Origin of the sequence: Enterobacter sp. BIDMC92 (assembly GCF_001030225.1) — a bacterium.
Taxonomy (GTDB): domain Bacteria; phylum Pseudomonadota; class Gammaproteobacteria; order Enterobacterales; family Enterobacteriaceae; genus Enterobacter; species Enterobacter sichuanensis.
The window spans coordinates 2705202-2724213 of record NZ_KQ087598.1 but is presented as its reverse complement, the minus strand read 5'-3'; the positions used below and the strand labels follow the sequence as shown (position 1 = coordinate 2724213).

At 54.3% G+C, this 19012-nt stretch carries 22 protein-coding genes; 11 read left to right on the top strand and 11 right to left on the bottom strand.

Features of this window, described 5'->3' with window-relative positions; translation table 11 throughout:
- The first annotated feature begins 387 nt into the window (after positions 1–387).
- The 6 genes from oppA (at position 388) to SP99_RS12740 (ending at position 6857) form a co-directional block, all read left to right on the top strand.
- Positions 388–2019, top strand: a complete 1632-nt coding sequence (gene oppA, locus SP99_RS12765) for an oligopeptide ABC transporter substrate-binding protein OppA (RefSeq protein ID WP_047958839.1) — start codon at positions 388–390, stop codon at positions 2017–2019.
- A gap of 84 nt (positions 2020–2103) precedes the next feature.
- Complete coding sequence (gene oppB, locus SP99_RS12760) at positions 2104–3024, top strand: oligopeptide ABC transporter permease OppB (protein WP_047958838.1); 921 nt, start codon at positions 2104–2106, stop codon at positions 3022–3024.
- A 14-nt stretch (positions 3025–3038) separates the two neighbouring features.
- Positions 3039–3947: an oligopeptide ABC transporter permease OppC gene (gene oppC / locus SP99_RS12755; protein WP_025756556.1), complete on the top strand. Its 909-nt coding sequence runs from the start codon at positions 3039–3041 to the stop codon at positions 3945–3947.
- An 11-nt stretch (positions 3948–3958) separates the two neighbouring features.
- Positions 3959–4972 carry an ABC transporter ATP-binding protein gene (locus tag SP99_RS12750; RefSeq protein ID WP_025756557.1) on the top strand — a complete coding sequence of 338 codons (1014 nt, stop codon included), beginning with the start codon at positions 3959–3961 and terminating at the stop codon, positions 4970–4972.
- Complete coding sequence (oppF, locus tag SP99_RS12745; RefSeq protein WP_025756558.1) at positions 4969–5973, top strand: murein tripeptide/oligopeptide ABC transporter ATP-binding protein OppF; 1005 nt, start codon at positions 4969–4971, stop codon at positions 5971–5973. The genes SP99_RS12750 and oppF overlap by 4 nt, the downstream gene beginning before the upstream one ends.
- 14 nt (positions 5974–5987) lie before the next feature.
- Positions 5988–6857, top strand: a complete 870-nt coding sequence (locus SP99_RS12740) for an ion transporter (RefSeq protein WP_047958837.1) — start codon at positions 5988–5990, stop codon at positions 6855–6857.
- Between the two features lie 31 nt (positions 6858–6888).
- On the opposite strand, the gene SP99_RS12735 is transcribed toward SP99_RS12740, so the two are convergent.
- Together SP99_RS12735 and cls are read right to left on the bottom strand one after the other, a co-directional pair.
- Entirely contained in the window at positions 6889–7218 is a 330-nt protein-coding gene (locus SP99_RS12735) for an HI1450 family dsDNA-mimic protein (protein ID WP_025756560.1), read from the bottom strand.
- A 33-nt stretch (positions 7219–7251) separates the two neighbouring features.
- Positions 7252–8712: a cardiolipin synthase gene (cls, locus tag SP99_RS12730; RefSeq protein WP_025756561.1), complete on the bottom strand. Its 1461-nt coding sequence runs from the start codon at positions 8710–8712 to the stop codon at positions 7252–7254.
- A gap of 157 nt (positions 8713–8869) precedes the next feature.
- On the opposite strand from cls, the gene SP99_RS24650 reads away from it, so the two are divergent.
- From SP99_RS24650 to SP99_RS12720, 3 genes are all read left to right on the top strand, one after another.
- Positions 8870–9043, top strand: a complete 174-nt coding sequence (locus SP99_RS24650; protein WP_088244222.1) for a YciY family protein — start codon at positions 8870–8872, stop codon at positions 9041–9043.
- Positions 9044–9150: 107 nt separating this feature from the next.
- Positions 9151–9786 carry a leucine efflux protein LeuE gene (leuE, locus tag SP99_RS12725; RefSeq protein ID WP_047958836.1) on the top strand — a complete coding sequence of 212 codons (636 nt, stop codon included), beginning with the start codon at positions 9151–9153 and terminating at the stop codon, positions 9784–9786.
- A gap of 93 nt (positions 9787–9879) precedes the next feature.
- A complete protein-coding gene (locus tag SP99_RS12720; RefSeq protein ID WP_047958835.1) occupies positions 9880–10833 on the top strand; it encodes a bifunctional helix-turn-helix transcriptional regulator/GNAT family N-acetyltransferase in 954 nt (317 codons plus the stop codon).
- Between the two features lie 41 nt (positions 10834–10874).
- Here the strand turns inward: SP99_RS12720 and SP99_RS12715 are convergent, their stop codons facing one another.
- Complete coding sequence (locus SP99_RS12715) at positions 10875–11171, bottom strand: YciI family protein (protein ID WP_025756564.1); 297 nt, start codon at positions 11169–11171, stop codon at positions 10875–10877.
- A 220-nt stretch (positions 11172–11391) separates the two neighbouring features.
- Between SP99_RS12715 and tonB the strand changes: the two genes are divergently transcribed.
- Positions 11392–12114 (top strand): TonB system transport protein TonB, encoded by a 723-nt coding sequence (gene tonB / locus SP99_RS12710; protein WP_047958834.1) that lies wholly within the window; start codon positions 11392–11394, stop codon positions 12112–12114.
- A gap of 38 nt (positions 12115–12152) precedes the next feature.
- Here the strand turns inward: tonB and yciA are convergent, their stop codons facing one another.
- From yciA to SP99_RS12690, 4 genes are all read right to left on the bottom strand, one after another.
- The gene (gene yciA, locus SP99_RS12705) at positions 12153–12548 is read right to left on the bottom strand and encodes an acyl-CoA thioester hydrolase YciA (protein ID WP_008502796.1); all 396 of its coding nucleotides are present in this window, start codon (positions 12546–12548) and stop codon (positions 12153–12155) included.
- 104 nt (positions 12549–12652) lie between these two features.
- Positions 12653–13192 (bottom strand): septation protein A, encoded by a 540-nt coding sequence (locus SP99_RS12700; RefSeq protein WP_047958833.1) that lies wholly within the window; start codon positions 13190–13192, stop codon positions 12653–12655.
- 56 nt (positions 13193–13248) lie between these two features.
- Entirely contained in the window at positions 13249–13992 is a 744-nt protein-coding gene (locus SP99_RS12695) for a YciC family protein (protein ID WP_025756567.1), read from the bottom strand.
- Positions 13993–14017: 25 nt separating this feature from the next.
- Entirely contained in the window at positions 14018–14422 is a 405-nt protein-coding gene (locus tag SP99_RS12690; protein ID WP_047958832.1) for a YkgJ family cysteine cluster protein, read from the bottom strand.
- 282 nt (positions 14423–14704) lie between these two features.
- On the opposite strand from SP99_RS12690, the gene ompW reads away from it, so the two are divergent.
- Entirely contained in the window at positions 14705–15337 is a 633-nt protein-coding gene (gene ompW / locus SP99_RS12685; RefSeq protein WP_047958831.1) for an outer membrane protein OmpW, read from the top strand.
- A gap of 43 nt (positions 15338–15380) precedes the next feature.
- Here ompW and yedF read toward each other — a convergent pair whose 3' ends face one another.
- From yedF to trpB, 4 genes are all read right to left on the bottom strand, one after another.
- A complete protein-coding gene (gene yedF, locus SP99_RS12680; RefSeq protein ID WP_025756570.1) occupies positions 15381–15614 on the bottom strand; it encodes a sulfurtransferase-like selenium metabolism protein YedF in 234 nt (77 codons plus the stop codon).
- Positions 15611–16822 carry a selenium metabolism membrane protein YedE/FdhT gene (gene yedE, locus SP99_RS12675; protein ID WP_045285934.1) on the bottom strand — a complete coding sequence of 404 codons (1212 nt, stop codon included), beginning with the start codon at positions 16820–16822 and terminating at the stop codon, positions 15611–15613. Before yedE ends, yedF begins: the two co-directional genes overlap by 4 nt.
- A gap of 181 nt (positions 16823–17003) precedes the next feature.
- Positions 17004–17813, bottom strand: coding sequence for a tryptophan synthase subunit alpha (trpA, locus tag SP99_RS12670; protein WP_047958830.1), 810 nt, complete (start codon positions 17811–17813; stop codon positions 17004–17006).
- Positions 17813–19006, bottom strand: a complete 1194-nt coding sequence (gene trpB, locus SP99_RS12665) for a tryptophan synthase subunit beta (RefSeq protein ID WP_047958829.1) — start codon at positions 19004–19006, stop codon at positions 17813–17815. Before trpB ends, trpA begins: the two co-directional genes overlap by 1 nt.
- Positions 19007–19012 lie beyond the last annotated feature (6 nt).

Sequence of the window (19012 nt, the reverse complement as noted above, 5' to 3'; positions counted from 1 at the left end):
GTGTTCAATGTCTGGCAGGGCTGCCCACAAAGATACGGTGTTCACCGTAAAAGAGAATTGCTTAACAAATTTGCAAAATGTATTGGCGCGCGTTTACGCCATTTGATACTTTCCGGCCTAATATTTTGCAGCATAAAACAACCAGATGAGAATTATTTTCATATCGTTCTCTTCTCAGATATCCAACGCGGGTCTCAAACAGGGGAGGCCTGTAAAGAATCGACGCAAGACGGCCATACGAGCGGTCAGTAATAAAAAAGTCGGTGATAGCAAGCAGTAAAGAAGAACCTGACAGCAGCAAAAAAAACTCCTGCGCTGTACAGGCCCCAACAGGGGATTACACAGCTGGCGAAGGCCAGTAATTATAATGAGTGGAGTACCAACACAATGTCCATCATCACAAAAAAAAATCTGGTAGCGGCGGGGATTTTAACTGCGCTAATCGCGGGCAACGCTGCAATGGCTGCGGACGTTCCTGCAGGTGTTCAACTGGCTGAGAAGCAGACGCTGGTGCGTAACAACGGTGCGGAAGTTCAGTCCCTTGACCCGCACAAAATTGAAGGTGTTCCTGAGTCTAACGTTAACCGCGACCTGTTCGAAGGTCTGCTGGTCACCGACGTAGACGGCCACCCGGCTCCGGGCGTGGCAGAAAAATGGGAAAACAAAGATTTCAAAGTCTGGACTTTCCATCTGCGTAAAGATGCGAAATGGTCTGACGGTACGCCGGTAACGGCGGAAGATTTCGTTTATAGCTGGCAGCGTCTGGCGAATCCAACGACCGCCTCTCCGTATGCGAGCTACCTGCAATATGGCCACATCGCCAATATTGATGACATCATCGCGGGCAAAAAACCGGTAACCGAACTGGGCGTAAAAGCGATTGATGCCAATACTTTTGAAGTGACGTTGAGCGAACCTGTTCCGTACTTCTATAAGCTGCTGGTTCACCCGTCCGTCTCCCCGGTACCAAAATCCGCTGTGGAAAAATTTGGTGAAAAATGGACCCAGCCTGCCAATATCGTGACCAATGGTGCGTATAAACTGAAAGACTGGGTGGTCAACGAACGTATGGTCCTGGAGCGTAACCCGCAGTACTGGGACAACGCCAAAACCGTAATTAACCAGGTCACCTACCTGCCAATCTCTTCTGAAGTGACTGACGTAAACCGCTACCGCAGCGGCGAAATCGACATGACCTATAACAACATGCCGATTGAACTGTTCCAGAAACTGAAAAAAGAGATCCCGAAAGAAGTTCACGTCGATCCATACCTGTGCACCTATTACTATGAGATCAACAACCAGAAAGCACCGTTCACCGACGTACGTGTCCGTACTGCGCTGAAGCTGGCACTGGATCGCGACATCATCGTGAACAAAGTGAAAAACCAGGGCGATCTGCCGGCATACAGCTACACCCCGCCATACACCGATGGCGCAAAACTGACCGAGCCAGACTGGTTCAAACAGACGCAGGAACAGCGTAACGCGGAAGCGAAGAAACTGCTGGCCGAAGCAGGCTACACCGCGGACAAACCGCTGACCTTCAGCCTGCTGTACAACACCTCCGATCTGCACAAAAAACTGGCTATCGCTGTCGCCTCGATCTGGAAAAAGAACCTGGGCGCAAACGTGAAGCTGGAGAACCAGGAGTGGAAAACCTTCCTCGACAGCCGTCATCAGGGCACCTTTGATGTGGCGCGTGCAGGCTGGTGTGCGGACTATAACGAGCCGACTTCTTTCCTGAACACCATGCTGAGCGACAGCTCAAACAACACCGCGCACTATAAGAGCCCGGCGTTTGACAAGCTGATTGCCGACACGCTGAAAACCACTGACGAAGCACAACGTACTGAACTGTACTCTAAAGCTGAGCAGCAGCTGGATAAAGATTCCGCGATCGTTCCGGTTTACTACTACGTTAACGCCCGTCTGGTGAAACCGTGGGTAGGTGGCTACACCGGTAAAGACCCGATGGATAATATCTACGTTAAAAACTTGTATATTATCAAGCATTAATGGCAATGAGTGGGGCGAGCTTGCTCGCCCCACGGTGTCTAACCAACGTCACATTATATAGGCACACGCCAGAAGGTACGGGCAATGTTGAAATTTATCCTACGTCGCTGTCTTGAAGCGATTCCAACGTTATTTATTCTCATCACGATTTCCTTCTTCATGATGCGTCTTGCGCCGGGCAGTCCTTTTACCGGTGAACGTACGCTGCCGCCAGAAGTGATGGCGAATATCGAAGCGAAATACCACTTAAACGATCCTATCTCCACGCAGTACTTCAATTATCTGAAGCAGCTGGCTCACGGTGATTTTGGACCGTCATTTAAATATAAAGACTATTCCGTTAACGACCTGGTCGCGTCCAGCTTCCCGGTTTCAGCTAAGCTGGGTGCGGCCGCATTCATTCTGGCTATCGTTTTCGGGGTCACCGCCGGCGTTATCGCCGCGCTCAAACAAAATACCAAATGGGATTATGCCGTAATGGGGGTAGCAATGACCGGGGTAGTAATACCCAGCTTCGTTGTAGCGCCATTACTGGTGATGATATTTGCCATCACGCTGAAGTGGCTGCCGGGCGGCGGCTGGAACGGCGGGGCATTAAAGTTCATGATTTTGCCAATGGTGGCCTTATCTCTGGCGTATATCGCCAGCATCGCGCGTATCACCCGTGGTTCGATGATCGAAGTGCTGCACTCAAACTTCATTCGCACCGCGCGCGCTAAAGGACTGCCGATGCGCCGGATTATTTTCCGCCACGCGCTTAAACCGGCGCTGTTGCCAGTGCTCTCCTACATGGGACCGGCTTTTGTCGGGATCATCACCGGTTCAATGGTTATCGAAACGATCTACGGTCTGCCGGGGATTGGCCAGCTGTTCGTTAACGGCGCGCTCAACCGCGACTATTCGCTGGTGCTGAGCCTGACTATTCTCGTCGGTGCGCTGACCATCCTCTTTAACGCTATCGTCGATGTGCTGTACGCCGTCATCGATCCGAAAATCCGTTACTAACACTGGAGCACGCCATGATGTTGAGTAAGAAAAACAGCGAGGCGCTGGAAAACTTCAGTGAAAAACTGGAAGTAGAAGGTCGTAGCCTCTGGCAGGATGCGCGCCGTCGTTTTATGCACAACCGTGCTGCGGTTGCCAGCTTGATTGTTCTGGTAATCATCGCCCTGTTTGTGACCCTGGCGCCGATGCTGTCGCAATTTACCTATTTCGACACCGACTGGGGAATGATGTCCAGCGCGCCGGATATGGAATCCGGCCACTATTTTGGCACGGACTCTTCCGGTCGTGACCTGCTGGTACGCGTCGCCATCGGTGGCCGTATCTCGCTGATGGTGGGTATCGCGGCGGCGCTGGTGGCGGTGATCGTGGGGACGCTCTACGGCTCACTTTCCGGCTACCTTGGCGGCAAAGTGGACTCAGTAATGATGCGTCTGCTGGAAATTCTGAACTCCTTCCCGTTTATGTTCTTCGTGATCCTGCTGGTGACCTTCTTCGGCCAGAATATCCTGTTGATCTTCGTGGCCATCGGGATGGTGTCATGGCTGGATATGGCGCGAATTGTTCGCGGCCAGACGCTGAGCCTCAAACGCAAAGAATTCATCGAAGCTGCGCAGGTGGGTGGCGTATCGACCGGAAATATCGTGGTTCGCCATATCGTACCTAACGTGCTGGGCGTAGTGGTGGTCTATGCCTCACTGCTGGTGCCAAGCATGATCCTGTTTGAATCCTTCCTGAGCTTCCTCGGTCTGGGTACGCAAGAGCCGCTGAGCAGCTGGGGTGCGCTGCTGAGTGACGGGGCAAACTCAATGGAAGTTTCACCGTGGCTGCTGTTGTATCCGGCTGGCTTCCTGGTCGTTACCCTGTTTTGTTTTAACTTTATCGGCGATGGCCTGCGTGATGCCCTCGACCCGAAAGACCGTTAAGGAGCGCCGTGATGACAATAATTGAAACGGCAACAGCGCCACAGGCGCAACAGCGCAGCGACCTTCTGCTGGATGTAAAAGATCTCCGCGTCACCTTTAAGACGCCGGACGGGGATGTGACCGCCGTAAACGATCTCAACTTCAACCTGCGTGCCGGTGAAACGCTGGGCATCGTGGGCGAATCGGGTTCCGGGAAATCGCAAACGGCCTTCGCGCTGATGGGACTACTGGCGGCTAACGGGGTGATTGGCGGTTCCGCCAGGTTCAACGGCCGTGAGATCCTCAACCTGCCAGAGCATGAGCTGAACAAGCTGCGTGCCGAGCAGATTTCGATGATTTTCCAGGATCCGATGACCTCGCTTAACCCTTACATGCGCGTGGGTGAGCAGCTGATGGAAGTGCTGATGCTGCACAAAGGCCTGAGCAAAGCCGAAGCCTTTGAAGAGTCCGTTAAAATGCTCGATGCGGTAAAAATGCCGGAAGCGCGTAAGCGTATGCGCATGTTCCCGCATGAGTTCTCTGGCGGTATGCGCCAGCGTGTGATGATTGCGATGGCGCTGCTGTGTCGGCCAAAACTGCTGATTGCTGATGAACCAACCACTGCGCTGGACGTGACCGTACAGGCGCAAATCATGACCCTGTTAAACGAGCTGAAGCGTGAGTTCAACACGGCGATTATCATGATCACCCACGATCTGGGGGTAGTGGCGGGCATCTGTGACAAGGTGCTGGTGATGTATGCCGGTCGTACCATGGAATATGGCAAAGCGCGCGATGTCTTCTATCACCCCGCGCATCCGTACTCGATTGGCCTGTTGAATGCGGTTCCGCGCCTCGATGCGGAAGGGGAATCCCTGCTGACCATTCCGGGCAACCCGCCGAACCTGCTGCGTCTGCCGAAAGGCTGTCCGTTCCAGCCGCGTTGTCCGCACGCGATGGAGATCTGCAACAGCGCGCCGCCGCTGGAAGAGTTTGCACCAGGCCGTCTGCGCGCCTGCTTTAAGCCGCAGGAGGAGCTGGTATGAACGCATTAGATGAAAAACGCAACGTGCTGCTCGAAATCGCCGATCTTAAAGTGCATTTCGACATCAAAGATGGCAAACAGTGGTTCTGGCAGCCGCCTAAAACCCTGAAAGCGGTGGATGGTGTTACGCTTCGTCTGTATGAAGGGGAAACCCTGGGCGTGGTGGGCGAGTCTGGCTGCGGCAAATCGACCTTCGCGCGTGCCATTATCGGTCTGGTGAAAGCGACCGGCGGTAAAGTGGCGTGGCTGGGCAAAGATCTGCTGGGCATGAAACCCGACGAGTGGCGCGACGTGCGCAGCGATATCCAGATGATTTTCCAGGATCCGCTGGCGTCATTAAACCCGCGTATGACCATCGGTGAAATCATTGCCGAGCCGCTGCGCACCTATCACCCGAAGATGCCGCGCCAGGAAGTCCGCGATCGTGTTAAAGCGATGATGATGAAGGTGGGGCTGTTACCCAACCTCATCAACCGTTATCCGCACGAGTTCTCCGGCGGTCAGTGCCAGCGTATTGGTATTGCGCGTGCGCTGATCCTCGAGCCGAAACTGATCATCTGCGATGAGCCGGTTTCCGCGCTGGACGTGTCCATTCAGGCGCAGGTAGTGAACCTGCTGCAGAAGCTGCAGCGCGAGATGGGGCTGTCGCTGATCTTCATTGCGCACGACCTGGCCGTGGTGAAACATATCTCTGACCGCGTGCTGGTGATGTATCTGGGTCATGCCGTGGAGCTGGGCACCTACGATGAGGTGTACCATAATCCGCTGCACCCCTACACCAAAGCACTGATGTCGGCAGTGCCGATCCCCGATCCCGATCTGGAAAAGAATAAAACCATTCAGCTTCTGGAAGGGGAATTACCTTCACCGATCAACCCACCATCGGGCTGCGTGTTCCGTACGCGGTGCCCAATGGCCGGGCCGGAATGCGCCAAAACGCGACCGGTTCTGGAAGGCAGTTTCCGACATGCGGTTTCCTGCCTGAAAGTAGACCCGTTATAATCGCAAGGGCTGACATGATGTCAGCCCTTATTTTTTGCGAGGTCACTGTGTCGCGTATATTCACGTCAGCCCGTCGGCGGCTCTATCATTTATTATTCGATCCTGAAACGCTGTCCGGACGACGCGTCGAAGGGCTCTGCGGATTATTTGCGCTCCTCAGCGTGATTGTCATCTTTATAGAGTCCGGTGCCGGAACGCAATATCACCTGACGTTTGACGAATGGCATATCTTTGTCTGGCTTGAACTGATAATAACCCTGGTCTTTACCGCGGAATATCTTCTCAGAGTGATTGCCTGGCCCAACCCGGCCCGATATGTTTTCAGCTTTTGGGGATTTATCGATTTAGCCACAATTCTGCCTCTCTATGTGATGTGGCTGTGGCCGGAAATCAGCCTGAGCTATGTCTTTGCCTGGCGAGCGATGCGCGTTATTCGGGTATTACGCATCCTGAAATTACTGCGTTTTATGCCGTCTCTGCACATATTCTGGAGCGCGATCGTCAGCGCCCGCCATCAGCTTATTCTCTTCTACTCGTTTATTGCCATCGTCATGATTGTTTTCGGTGCGCTGATGTACCTGATAGAAGGACCTAAATATGGTTTCACGACGCTCAACGCCTCTGTCTACTGGGCAATTGTTACCGTCACGACGGTGGGGTATGGGGATATCACACCGCATACGCCGCTGGGACGTATTGTCGCATCGGTACTGATACTGATTGGATATTCGGTGATTGCCATTCCAACAGGGCTGATTACCACGCACATGAGCAGTGCCTTTCAGACCCGCAAGCAACAGCGTAAATGCCCGCGCTGCCACCAGGCGGAACATGAGCTTAACGCCCGGTTCTGCAACCGGTGCGGAAATGAATTAGCGGATTAAATAAAAAAGGCTGCAATCGCAGCCTTTTTTATTATTCGCGCCAGAGAATATGGCACAGCTTGTGGTTTTTTTCGCGACACAGCAGGACGCGGGCGAAGATATCGTTAATTTCGCCGCCGTCTTCATCGGCCAGTCCAATCACCACTTCAGCAAAGAAGTCCGGATTGAGGTCGAAATCCACATGCTCGGCCCAGTCTTCAGCAGGATCGAACAACTCGGCGCCGCCGCGCTCTTCGAACTGCAGATTAAAGAGGATCACGTCCGCGGGATCGAGGTTATCAACCGCCAGTTCGAGAAAAATGTCATAGGCCTGCTCGAGCGTTTCGTCTTCGGTCAGGCGATTGTTCAGATCCATTTCCATGATGACTACCTGTTTAACATCGTTGGGCACGTTTTACAGCAACGGACTAAAGAAGTAAAACAGTCGTTCGGCAATTCTCTGCCACAGCGGACGTTTTACCCACAGTCTGGCATCCAGCAGGCGGGAGCGGGAGATATAATCATCCTGCACCGCCGCGAGGTCGCCGCCAAAGCCGGCATCATCAATCACCAGCGTGATTTCAAAGTTTAGCCACAGGCTGCGCATATCCAGGTTCACCGTTCCCACCAGGCTCAGTTCGCCGTCCACCAGCACGCTCTTGGTATGCAGCAGCCCGCCCTCAAACTGGTAAATTTTTACCCCTGCAGCCAGCAGTTCGCTAAAGAAGGCGCGGCTGGCCCAGCCCACCAGAAGCGAGTCATTTTTGCGCGGCAAAATGATGCTCACATCAACACCGCGCTGCGCTGCGGTACAGATCGCGTGCAGGAGATCGTCGCTGGGGACAAAGTAGGGCGTGGTCATGATCAGGTATTCACGCGCGGAGTACGTAGCCGTCAGCAGCGCCTGATGGATCAAATCTTCCGGGAAGCCCGGGCCAGAGGCAATGGTATGAATGGTGTGACCGCTGGCCTCTTCGAACGGCATTATATTGCCGTCGGGCGGCGGCGGCAGGATACGCTTACCGGTCTCGATCTCCCAGTCACAGGAGTAGACGATGCCCATCGAGGTGGCAATTGGCCCCTCCATGCGCGCCATCAAATCCACCCACTGGCCCACGCCCGAGTCCTGTTTGAAGAAACGGGGGTCAACCATGTTCATGCTGCCGGTATAGGCAATATAGTTATCGATCATGACCATCTTGCGGTGCTGGCGGAGATCCATCCGGCGCAGAAACACACGCAGCAGATTGACCTTCAGCGCCTCAACCACCTCGATGCCGGCATTACGCATCATGCCTGCCCAGGGGCTACGGAAGAAGGCCACGCTGCCTGCGGAGTCGAGCATCAGGCGGCAATGAATACCGCGTCGCGCGGCGGCCATTAGCGATTCGGCCACCTGGTCGGCCATGCCGCCGGGTTGCCAGATATAAAACACCATCTCGATATTGTGCCGGGCCAGCTGGATATCGCGGATCAGCGCCTGCATGACGTCATCGGAGGAGGTCAGCAGCTGGAGCTGGTTGCCTTTTACGCCGCCAATCCCCTGACGGCGCTCGCAAAGCTTAAACAGCGAGGAGGCTACGCTGCTGTTCTCCTCGGCAAAGATGTGTTTGCAGGCTTTAAGGTCGTGGAGCCACTTCGCGGTCGAAGGCCACATGGCGCGGGCCCGCTCGGCGCGGCGTTTCCCCAGATGAAGCTCACCGAAAGAGAGATAGGCAATAATTCCTACCAGCGGCAGGATGTAGATTATCAGAAGCCAGGCCATGGCAGAGGGTACGGCTCTGCGCTTCATCAGGATGCGTAATGTCACACCCGCGATTAACAGCCAGTATCCCAGAATGACCAGCCAACTCACCACGGTGTAGAAGGTTGTCATGAGTAAAAAATCCTTTTGAAAGCGTATTGTTATGAGTGTACGCATCAGGAATCATCTGGCAAATAAAAACGCCAGCTAAAAGCGCTGGTTTGCTGCGGGGTTGGGTTTATAATGGCCTTTCTTTTAGAGAAAAAGTGTTAGAGAAAGAGTTGTAGACATGAAGCGCAGTAGAACAGAAGTAGGGCGCTGGCGCATGTTGCGACAGGTGAGTCGTCGCAAGGCTCGTTGGCTGGAAGCACAATCCCGCCGCAATATGCGTATTCACGCCATCAGGAAATGTGGGATGACCCGGCACCGCAACGCGTTGTTGTTCGCCGTCCAGGATTTCTGAGAACCATGAGGGCACCGTAATGGTGCCCACTGTTTTTATAGCGTCTTTTTTTTGGAATAGCGTATTTGCAGCGCTGTTCCTGTTGTGTTCAGCAAAAGGAGGGAGAAGTGTTTGCGGAGTTTGGTGTACTGAATTTCTGGACGTACGTGGTCGGCGCATTTTTTATCGTGCTGGTGCCAGGACCCAATACCCTGTTTGTACTGAAAACCGGAATAGGCCACGGCGTGAAAAAAGGCTATCTCGCCGCGACAGGGGTATTTATCGGTGATGCGGTACTGATGTTTCTGGCCTGGGCGGGTGTTGCTGCATTAATTCAGACTACCCCGGTGCTGTTTAATATCGTGCGTTATCTCGGCGCGTTTTATCTGCTGTGGCTGGGGGGCAAAATGCTCTGGTCGGTGGTGAACCGTCAGAATAATGCTCAGGAGAGCGGCCCTGAGCCAGCCAGTATGATCATGAAGCGCGCGCTGGTATTAAGCCTGACGAACCCCAAGGCGATTCTGTTCTACGTCTCGTTCTTCGTTCAGTTCATTGACGTGAATGCGAAAAACACCGGAACCTCTTTCCTGATCCTCGCGACCACGCTTGAGTTGATTAGCTTTATCTATATGAGCTTCCTGATCTTCTCCGGCGCGTTTGTCACGCGTTATCTGAAAACCAAAAAGAAACTGGCAAAGCTGGGCAATGGCCTGATCGGGCTGCTGTTTGTCGGGTTTGCGGCGAGGTTAGCGTCGCTGCATTGATTGAATGTAAGGCTCCCGCGGGAGCCTTTTTAATTTGATTGACAACCCCTCATCATTTAGTTGTATAGTACAACTAAATGATGAGGGCATACTATGCACAGCGAAACCCCTGTAGTCAGCGTTATCCGTCGTTCCTCGCGTCTGATGGTGAGAGAGTTGGGCTTTATGGCTTCCACTCTGGCCTCTACCCCTTATTCGCCCTCGGCCGTTCACACGCTCGTCGAAATCGCCTTGCGCAAAGAGATGACCGCAGGTCAACTGGTGCAACTGCTGGGGCTGGAAAAATCCAGCGTTAGCCGGATGCTGGCTCGCCTGATTGCCGCGGGTGAACTTGAAGAGGTGGTGTCCACTGACGATGCCAGATCAAAATGCCTCAGGCTGACGGCGAAAGGCCATGACACGGTCCATAAAATTAATACTTTCAGCAACGCGCGCGTCGTATCAGCGATAAAGTCTCTGGCACCCGCGCAGCAGGAAACCATCTCCCGGGGATTGTCCCTGTACGCCGACGCGCTGCTGGCGTGTCGGGAGAAGGGTGTTGCTATGCCCCCTGATGAGCTTAAGATCGTGCAGGGCTACCTTCCCGGCATGATTGGCCGCATCGCAGAGATGCACGGATGCTATTACGCGCGCGAGCATCATTTCGGCCGCTTCTTTGAGGCCAAAGTGGCCTCCGGTCTGGCAGAGTTTAGTGGCCGGCTGGATAAACCCTGTAACCAGGTCTGGCTGGCGGTGATGAACGACAGGATTGTCGGGTCAGTGGCAATCGATGGTGAGGATTTAGAACAGGGCGAAGCCCACCTGCGCTGGTTTATTATCGACGACGGCTGCCGGGGCCATGGCGCTGGAAAAAAATTACTCACCGAAGCGATGCGTTTTTGCGACGACGTCGGGTTTTCAGCCGTACATCTCTGGACATTCAATGAGCTGACCACCGCCCGGCGCCTGTATGAATCGTTTGGTTTTACGCTGGTTAAAGAGTGGGAAGGCGACCAGTGGGGCAGCCTCATAACGGAGCAGCAGTTTACTCGACGACGGGACGCGTAGCCGCCATGATAAAAAAGGCTCCTTTCGGAGCCGATTTTGTCTCAGAACACTTTCTTATACGGGCGAACCGTCACTTTCGCATACACACCCGCGGCAACGTACGGGTCTGCATCAGCCCAGGCCTGAGCGGCTTCCTGGGATTCAAACTCAGCAATGACCGTGGAACCCGAAAAACCGGCGGCGCCCGGGTCGTTGCTGTCTACCGCAGGCATGGGGCCCGCGGTCAGTAAGCGGCCCTCATCCTGGAGCAACTGCAAACGTGCCAGATGAGCAGGGCGTACAGACTGACGTTTATCGAGGGAATCAGCAACATCTTCAGAGTAAATCACGTAAAACACGGCGAAGCTCCTTAACCGGTAAAAGTGTCAGTTACGTTATGTGAAAGGGCATACGACTGCAATGTAAAATAAAAACAATGTTAATGCCCTGATCTGAATGCGCCTTTTTTGGCCTCTCATGCGCTAAAGTTGCGCCAGGACAAAGTGTCTTATTGAATATGATTGCTATTTGCATTTAAAATCAGGGTTCGGTTTTTTAACGTTGATGACTATGACTTCGATGACCCTTGATTTACCTCGCCGCTTTCCCTGGCCGACGCTGCTTTCTGTCGTGATTCACGGTGCTGTTGTGGCGGGTTTGCTCTATACCTCGGTTCATCAGGTTATTGAAATGCCCGCGCCCGCGCAGCCGATCTCGGTGACGATGGTATCGCCTGCGGATCTCGAACCCCCGCAGGTTGCACCGCCGCCGCCACAGCCGGTTGCTGAACCGGAGCCAGAACCCGAGCCTGTTCCGGAGCCACCGAAAGAAGCGCCGGTGGTGATCCACAAACCTGAACCAAAACCGAAACCTAAGCCGAAGCCCAAACAGGTGAAGAAGGTCGAGGAGCGTCCGAAACGCGAAGAGCGTCCGGTTGAACCACGCGCAACCCAGCCGGTAGAAAATGCAGCCCCTTCACGTCCGGTGATGAACAATACGGCAACGACCACCAAACCAACGGTCGCCGCACCAGCGGGCCCGCGTGCCGTGAGCCGCAGTCAACCGCAGTATCCGCCTCGCGCTCGTATGTTGCGTATTGAAGGCCGCGTGCGGGTAAAATTTGACGTCACGGCAGATGGGCGCGTTGATAACGTGGAGATCCTGTCAGCGCAGCCTTCGAATATGTTTGAGCGCGACGTGAAAGCGGCAATGCGCAAATGGCGTTATGAGCCAGGCAAACCGGGTAGTGGGTTGGTCATTAATATTGTTTTCCGCCTGAACGGCGGGGCGCAGATGGAATAAAAAAAGCCTCCGTAAGGAGGCTTTTTTTTGTCGGTGGTTCAGGCCTGCGGGAGCTGGCGAGGTTTACCTTCACTGTCGACAGCCACATAAATAAACAGTGCTTCTGTTGCTTTATAACGCTGTCCAATCGGCTCAGAAGAGACTTTTTTCACCCAGACTTCGATGTTAATCGAAATAGAGGTGTTGCCGCGTTTTACGCAGCGCGCGTAGCAGCACACCACATCACCGACCGCCACCGGGCGCAGGAAGGTCATGCCGTCTACTCTCACGGTCACCACACGCCCGTGGGCGATCTCTTTTGCCAGAATGGCGCCGCCCATATCCATCTGCGACATCAGCCAGCCGCCAAAAATATCGCCATTGGCATTGGTGTCAGCGGGCATTGCCAGTGTGCGTAAAACCAGTTCGCCCTGAGGGGCGTTAGTTGTTGTCATTGTTTTAACTCGTAACGGAAGACTTCAGGCGGGATGCTACTATGATTTCACAGCGGTGAGAATAGACCAGAACGCCTGTTGCAGACGCTCTGGTCAGTCATTAATCAGTGCTTGTCGTCCTGGGGCATATGGCGATAGATATATACGCCGCTTAGCAGCGTGAAGATAAGCGTCAGGGCGGTCAGGCCGAAGACCTTAAAGTTGACCCAAATATTCTGCGGCAGCCAGAAAGCGATATAGATATTGGCGAGACCGCAGAGAATAAAGAACACCGCCCAGGCAAAATTCAGACGCGACCAGACTTCCTGAGGCAACGTCAGCTCTTTGCCCAGCATGCGCTGGATCAGCGGCTTTTTCATTACCCACTGGCTGATTAACAGTGCGCCTGCAAACAGCGCGTAAATCACAGTCACTTTCCACTTAATAAATTCATCATTGTGGAAGAACAGCGTAAGCCCGCCGAATACGGCGACCAGCACAAACGTGACCAGCGCCATTTTTTCGACTTTACGATAGCGAACCCAGCTGTAAATCAGAACAACAGCGGTCGCAACGATCAGCGCAGTGGTCGCGGCATAAATGTCGTACAGCTTATAAAAAGCAAAAAAGACCACGAGCGGTAAAAAATCAAGAAACTGCTTCATTCTGTGATTCCATTTTCTGAGCGGGGCGGGAGGCCTGGATGCCCCCCGCCTCAGGGTTACTGGCGAATTAACATATACAGGCGGAACAGGTAGACCAGCAGTACCGCTGAAATCAAATTGCTCAGCGTATTCGCCACTACCGCACCCACATTTGGCGTTAATACCGCAAAATTCGGTGCAAACAGTAACAGGAGCGTTTTGGCCAGCAGCCAGCCGACTACGGCAGGCGCTACCAGACGCATATTAGCCCATGCGAGACGGATGCTGCTGCGCATCGCGGTAAAAATACCCATTTTATCCTGCACAATCATCACAGGCGCAAAGGAGAGCACGATAGCCAGTAACACACCCGGCACCACCACCAGCATGATCCCCATTTGCACCAGCAGGGTGGTTAAAAAGATCAGGATAAACAGTTTAGGTAAGACCGGGGCGCTGGCACCAATCGCCCGTAAGGCGCTAACCCGATGACCCGCCGACACCAGCTGAATCAATAGCAACACGCCGCCGGCCAGAATGGCGTTACCAATCAGTCCGGAGAACGTGGATGCGGCAGACGCGCGCAGCAGAATTTGTTGCTGCTCCGGCGTCATGTTTTGCACCAGTTCAAACAAGCCTACGCTTCCCGCCAGATGGTCGCCCTGGCTCAGGCTGGCAATCTGTTCGTCACTCGGTGAGAACGCATGACCCAGCACCACCGTGATAAAGGCGCATAACAACGCGATCAGTAAAAAGGTTATGAACTGATTGCGGAAAAAGTTTCCCGTGTCACGGTAGACAGACTTCGCCGTGATAGACATGCACTCTCCTTGAGTATTGCAGGTGTTAATTAGCCGGCAATTGTACACCGGATGCGCCTGCTGTGGCAGCATCAAGGCTTGTATGGAAAAGCATATCTTTGTAAAGCGGCGGTAATCCAACGCGCGCCCGGGCGCGATTACAGGCTTCGTTAACCTGACCCTCTTCACCCGACATCGCAAACTCGCGGCACGGGCTGGGGCGATTTTCATAGATGGAACATCGGGTCGAGACCCCAGGTTCACCCTCCAGCGCCACACAGCGTGCCTGCTTTTGATTGGTGCCGCTCATGCAGCGCAGAAAGGGGGTTAACGGCTCAGTGAGATGAACCGGAACGGTACCGCCGCCATCGCTGGCTTCGGCCCAGTAGAAAGAGACTCGAAAATACGCACAACAGGCTCCGCACGTCATGCACGGGTTGATATCACTCATGGCACACCTGCAAAAGAAGAACGCATCAAATCAATTTGTGAGAGCGCTAAATTATCCAGCCGCCAGAGGAAGAGCAAGAGGGGGAAAAGAGAAAATTTTGTAACCGTGAAATGCCAAAAATTGACATGGAAACAACTTATCGGTTTTTAGTGCGTAACAAAAAATTAATCCAGATCAATGAATGTTAAGTTACTGGTTTTAATGTGATCTGGGGCAGATCACTTATTACTCTTTTGTGAGTATATTCTCATCCGCGATTAAAACCACAACGATGGAGCGGATATGAAAAAATTAGCGGTGGCAGCCCTTGTATTAAGCAGTCTCTCTGGTGGCGCGTACGCGCATGAAGCAGGCGAATTCTTTATTCGTGCCGGTTCGGCCACGGTTCGTCCAACCGAAGGTTCGGATAACGTGCTGGGGATGGGCGGTTTTAACGTCAGTAATAACACCCAGCTGGGGTTAACCTTTACCTATATGGCGACGGATAACATTGGTGTTGAGCTTCTTGCCGCAACGCCTTTCCGTCATCGCGTGGGCCTTGGGCCAACCGGTGATATCGCCACGGTGCACCATCTGCCGCCAACGCTGATGGCGCAGTGGTACTTTGGTGATGCCAGCAGCAAGGTGCGTCCGTATATTGGTGCGGGTGTGAACTACACCACGTTCTTTGATGAGAAATTTAACGATACAGGAAAAGACGCCGGTCTGACTGACCTCAGCCTGAAAGATTCGTGGGGGATGGCGGGACAGGTCGGGCTGGATTATCTGATTAACCGCGACTGGTTAATTAACGCCTCCGTCTGGTATATGGATATCGATACCGATGTACGTTTCAAAGCGGGCGGTCAGCAGCAAAGCATCAGCACGCGTCTGGATCCGTGGGTATTTATGTTCTCTGCGGGTTATCGCTTCTAGTCGCTTCTGTTCAATGCGCCCCCGGCGGGGCGCATATCCTTTCTTACTTTTGAATCAAATAGCGAATGGTCGGGCCATCCTGCTGGATATCCAGCACCGTGTACCCATGGTTTTTGGCATCCAGCGGTATATTGTTGATGGACTGCGGGCAGTCGCTGACCACCTCCAGAATTTCGCCTTTCTTAAGCTGCGGTAACGCTTCAAGCGTAGCAACCGCCGGATAAGGGCAGGGTTCACCGACCATATCAAGACGGTAATCAGGCACAATCTGTTTCATGCAGCGTTCTCCTGCGTTTCTGTTTTGACACTCCCACGGCGGAAGAAACGTTTCTCCTGCGCGATAACCAGTAAAAACGCGACCAGCAGCAGGGCATAGGTGACCAGCAGGCCGCCGAGAGGGCCGAAGGTGTTCAGCAGGTTGACCTTGTCCCAGTTGGTGGCGAGCGCCGGGGACAGGTCGTCCCAGAAGTACGCCAGGAGCGTCGAGCCGATAACATTTCCCAGCCCCACCCACCAGTAATGCACCTGACCTTCAACGGCGCGGTACATCCAGCCGGTTTCACACCCGCCAGCCAGCACAATCCCGAAGCCAAACAGCAGGCCGCCAATCACCGCGTTAGGACCGGCCCACATGATTTTGGGTTCGACGCCTAACTGCACATAGCTGAAGATGCCGATGGCGCTGACCGCCATCCCGGCGATTATCGCTTTTGCCATCATCGTGCGCCCGGTGATCCACATATCGCGAAACGCGGAGGTAAAGCAGATCTGCGCGCGTTCAATCAGCAGACCAAAACCCACACCGAACAGCATCGCCAGACCGAGTTTGGGCTGGTTCAGGGCCGTGCAGAGCGCCCATGCCACCATCGCGAAAAAGACCAGCATTCCGAGGCGGAAACGGCGACGCGCCTGCGAGGGCTTTTGCGTAAGCGGCGACGCGGCGCTCACTTTCACCATTTTGACGGGAATACGGAACAGCGGAAGAAGAGTGAATTTTGCGCCAAAGTAAGAGCCGATCGCTGTAGCAACAGCAAAGAACCAGGCATGGAGCGAAAACTGTGGGATCCCGGTAAAGAAGGCGGCAAGGTTGCAGCCCATCGCCAGGCGCGCGCCGAATCCGGCAATCATGCCGCCGACAATTGCCTGCAAAATACGGATCCGGCTTTTAGGCAGCCTGAGCTTTACGTTGTTTGCCCACAGCGCGGCGGCAAAACAGCCCCCGAACATGCCAATGATCATCATCCCGTCAATGCGGGTTAGCGGCGTGCCGTCGAGATGGATGAGTTTGAAGTAACCCCACGCTTCGGTATGCACGCCCGCGAGTTGCAGCAGTTGCCCACCCCAGCGGGTAAACTCGCCGGTCACGGCCCAGAAGGTACCGGTGATGCCGAAATAATAAGTAGAGAGAATGCCAGCTGCGATAACGGCTGGAACAGGTGACCAGAACTTAACCAGGTAAGTCTGTTTAAAGGATTGCCATGACATGAATAAGCCTCTGAACTCAGAAGGATTAAAGATAAAAAAGAGTCCAGATCATACGCTTACATGACCGTTTGAAAAGCCATTCACACCGAAAATATCGAAAGGATCAATTTTGACGTAATTCTTTGTAGATAGCGGGAAAGGAAGGGTAACCGTCTGGCAGGGATGCCAGACGGTGGAAGGTTCAGGATTTACGCGTCGCGGCCTTCATGTCGCTGACGAACGTTTTCAGCTCGGCCAGCATCTGCTCTGGCTTGTCCACGTTCTTCTCGATGATCTTCACAATCGCGGAGCCGGAAATGGCACCTGCCGCCTTCGCGCCAATCGCCGCGGTGACCTGATCCGGAGATGAAATCCCGAAGCCCTGCAGCGGTGGTGCGGCGTGATATTCAGCCAGCTTTTCCACCAGATGATGCAGAGGCAGCGCCGCTTTGTTCTCCGCACCGGTCACACCTGCGCGGGAGAGCAGGTAGGTATAACCGCGTCCGTAGGAGGCAATCTGGCGCAGCAGTGCGTCATCCGCATTTGGCGGGCAGATGAAAATCGGGGCCACATTATGGCGCATCGCCGCCTGGCGGAACGGCGCGGACTCTTCAACCGGCACGTCGGCTACCAGCACCGAGTCGACGCCCACCCGCGCGCACTCGGCATAAAATTCGTCGATTCCGCGGTTGAATACCAGGTTGGCGTACATCAGCAGACCAATCGGAATGCTCGGGTGCTTCTGGCGGATCGCCGCCAGCATCTCGAAGCACTGGGTTGGCGTCACGCCTGCGGCAAACGCTCGCAGCGTCGCGTTCTGAATGGTCGGGCCATCCGCCAGCGGGTCAGAGAACGGGATCCCCAGCTCCAGCGCATCGGCACCAGCTTCAATCAGGGCGTCGATAATCTTCAGCGACTGCTCAGGGCCCGGATCGCCCAGGGTGACGAAGGGAACGAACGCGCCTTCCTGGCGGGATTTCAGCTCTGCAAATACGTTATCGTAGCGTTCCATCAGATTTCCCCTCGTGCTTTCAGAATATCGTGAACGGTGAAGATATCTTTGTCACCGCGACCGGAAAGGTTTACCACCAGCAGTTGCTCTTTTTCCGGGTTTTCTTTCATCATTTTCAGCGCGTGCGCGAGGGCATGCGAAGACTCCAGCGCCGGGATGATCCCTTCGCTGCGACACAGCGTTTTGAACGCTTCAAGGGCTTCGTCATCGGTAATGGAAACGTAATCCGCACGACCGGTGCTGTTCAGGAATGCATGCTGGGGCCCGACGGACGGGAAGTCCAGACCGGCAGAAATGGAGTACGACTCTTCAATCTGGCCTTCATCGGTCTGCATCATCGGCGCTTTCATGCCGAAGTAGATGCCCACGCGGCCATGCTTCAGCGGCGCTCCGTGCTCGCCGGTTTCGATGCCGTGGCCAGCAGGCTCCACGCCAATCAGGCCGACGTTCGTTTCGTCGATAAAATCAGCGAACATGCCGATAGCATTAGAGCCGCCACCCACACAGGCGATAACGGCATCCGGCAGGCGACCCTCTTTTTCGAGGATCTGCGCTTTGGTCTCTTCGCCGATCATGCGCTGGAATTCGCGGACAATCGTCGGGAACGGATGCGGACCCGCAGCGGTACCCAGCATGTAGTGTGCGGTCTCATAACTGCCAGACCAGTCGCGCAGCGCTTCGTTACAGGCATCTTTCAGCGTGGCGGAGCCGCTGTGCACCGGGATCACTTCAGCACCCATCAAACGCATACGGAAAACGTTCGGCGATTGACGCTCAACGTCTTTCGCACCCATGTAGATGCGGCATTTCAGGCCGAGCAGGGCACTGGCGAGCGCAGAGGCTACGCCATGCTGGCCTGCGCCGGTTTCTGCGATGATTTCGGTTTTGCCCATCCGCTTCGCGAGCAGCGCCTGACCCAGCACCTGGTTGGTTTTATGGGCGCCGCCGTGCAGCAGGTCTTCACGCTTGAGATACAGCGTGGTTTTGGTGCCTTCGGTCAGGTTGCGGCATTTGGTCAGCGCCGTTGGACGGCCTGCATAGTTTTTCAGCAGATCGGTAAATTCAGCCTGAAACGCTGGATCTTTCTGCGCGCTGACAAAGGCTTCTTCCAGCTGGCGCAGTGCGGGCATCAGGATTTGCGGGACGTACATCCCACCAAACTCACCAAAATACGGGTTAAGTAATGTCGTCATCTTCTC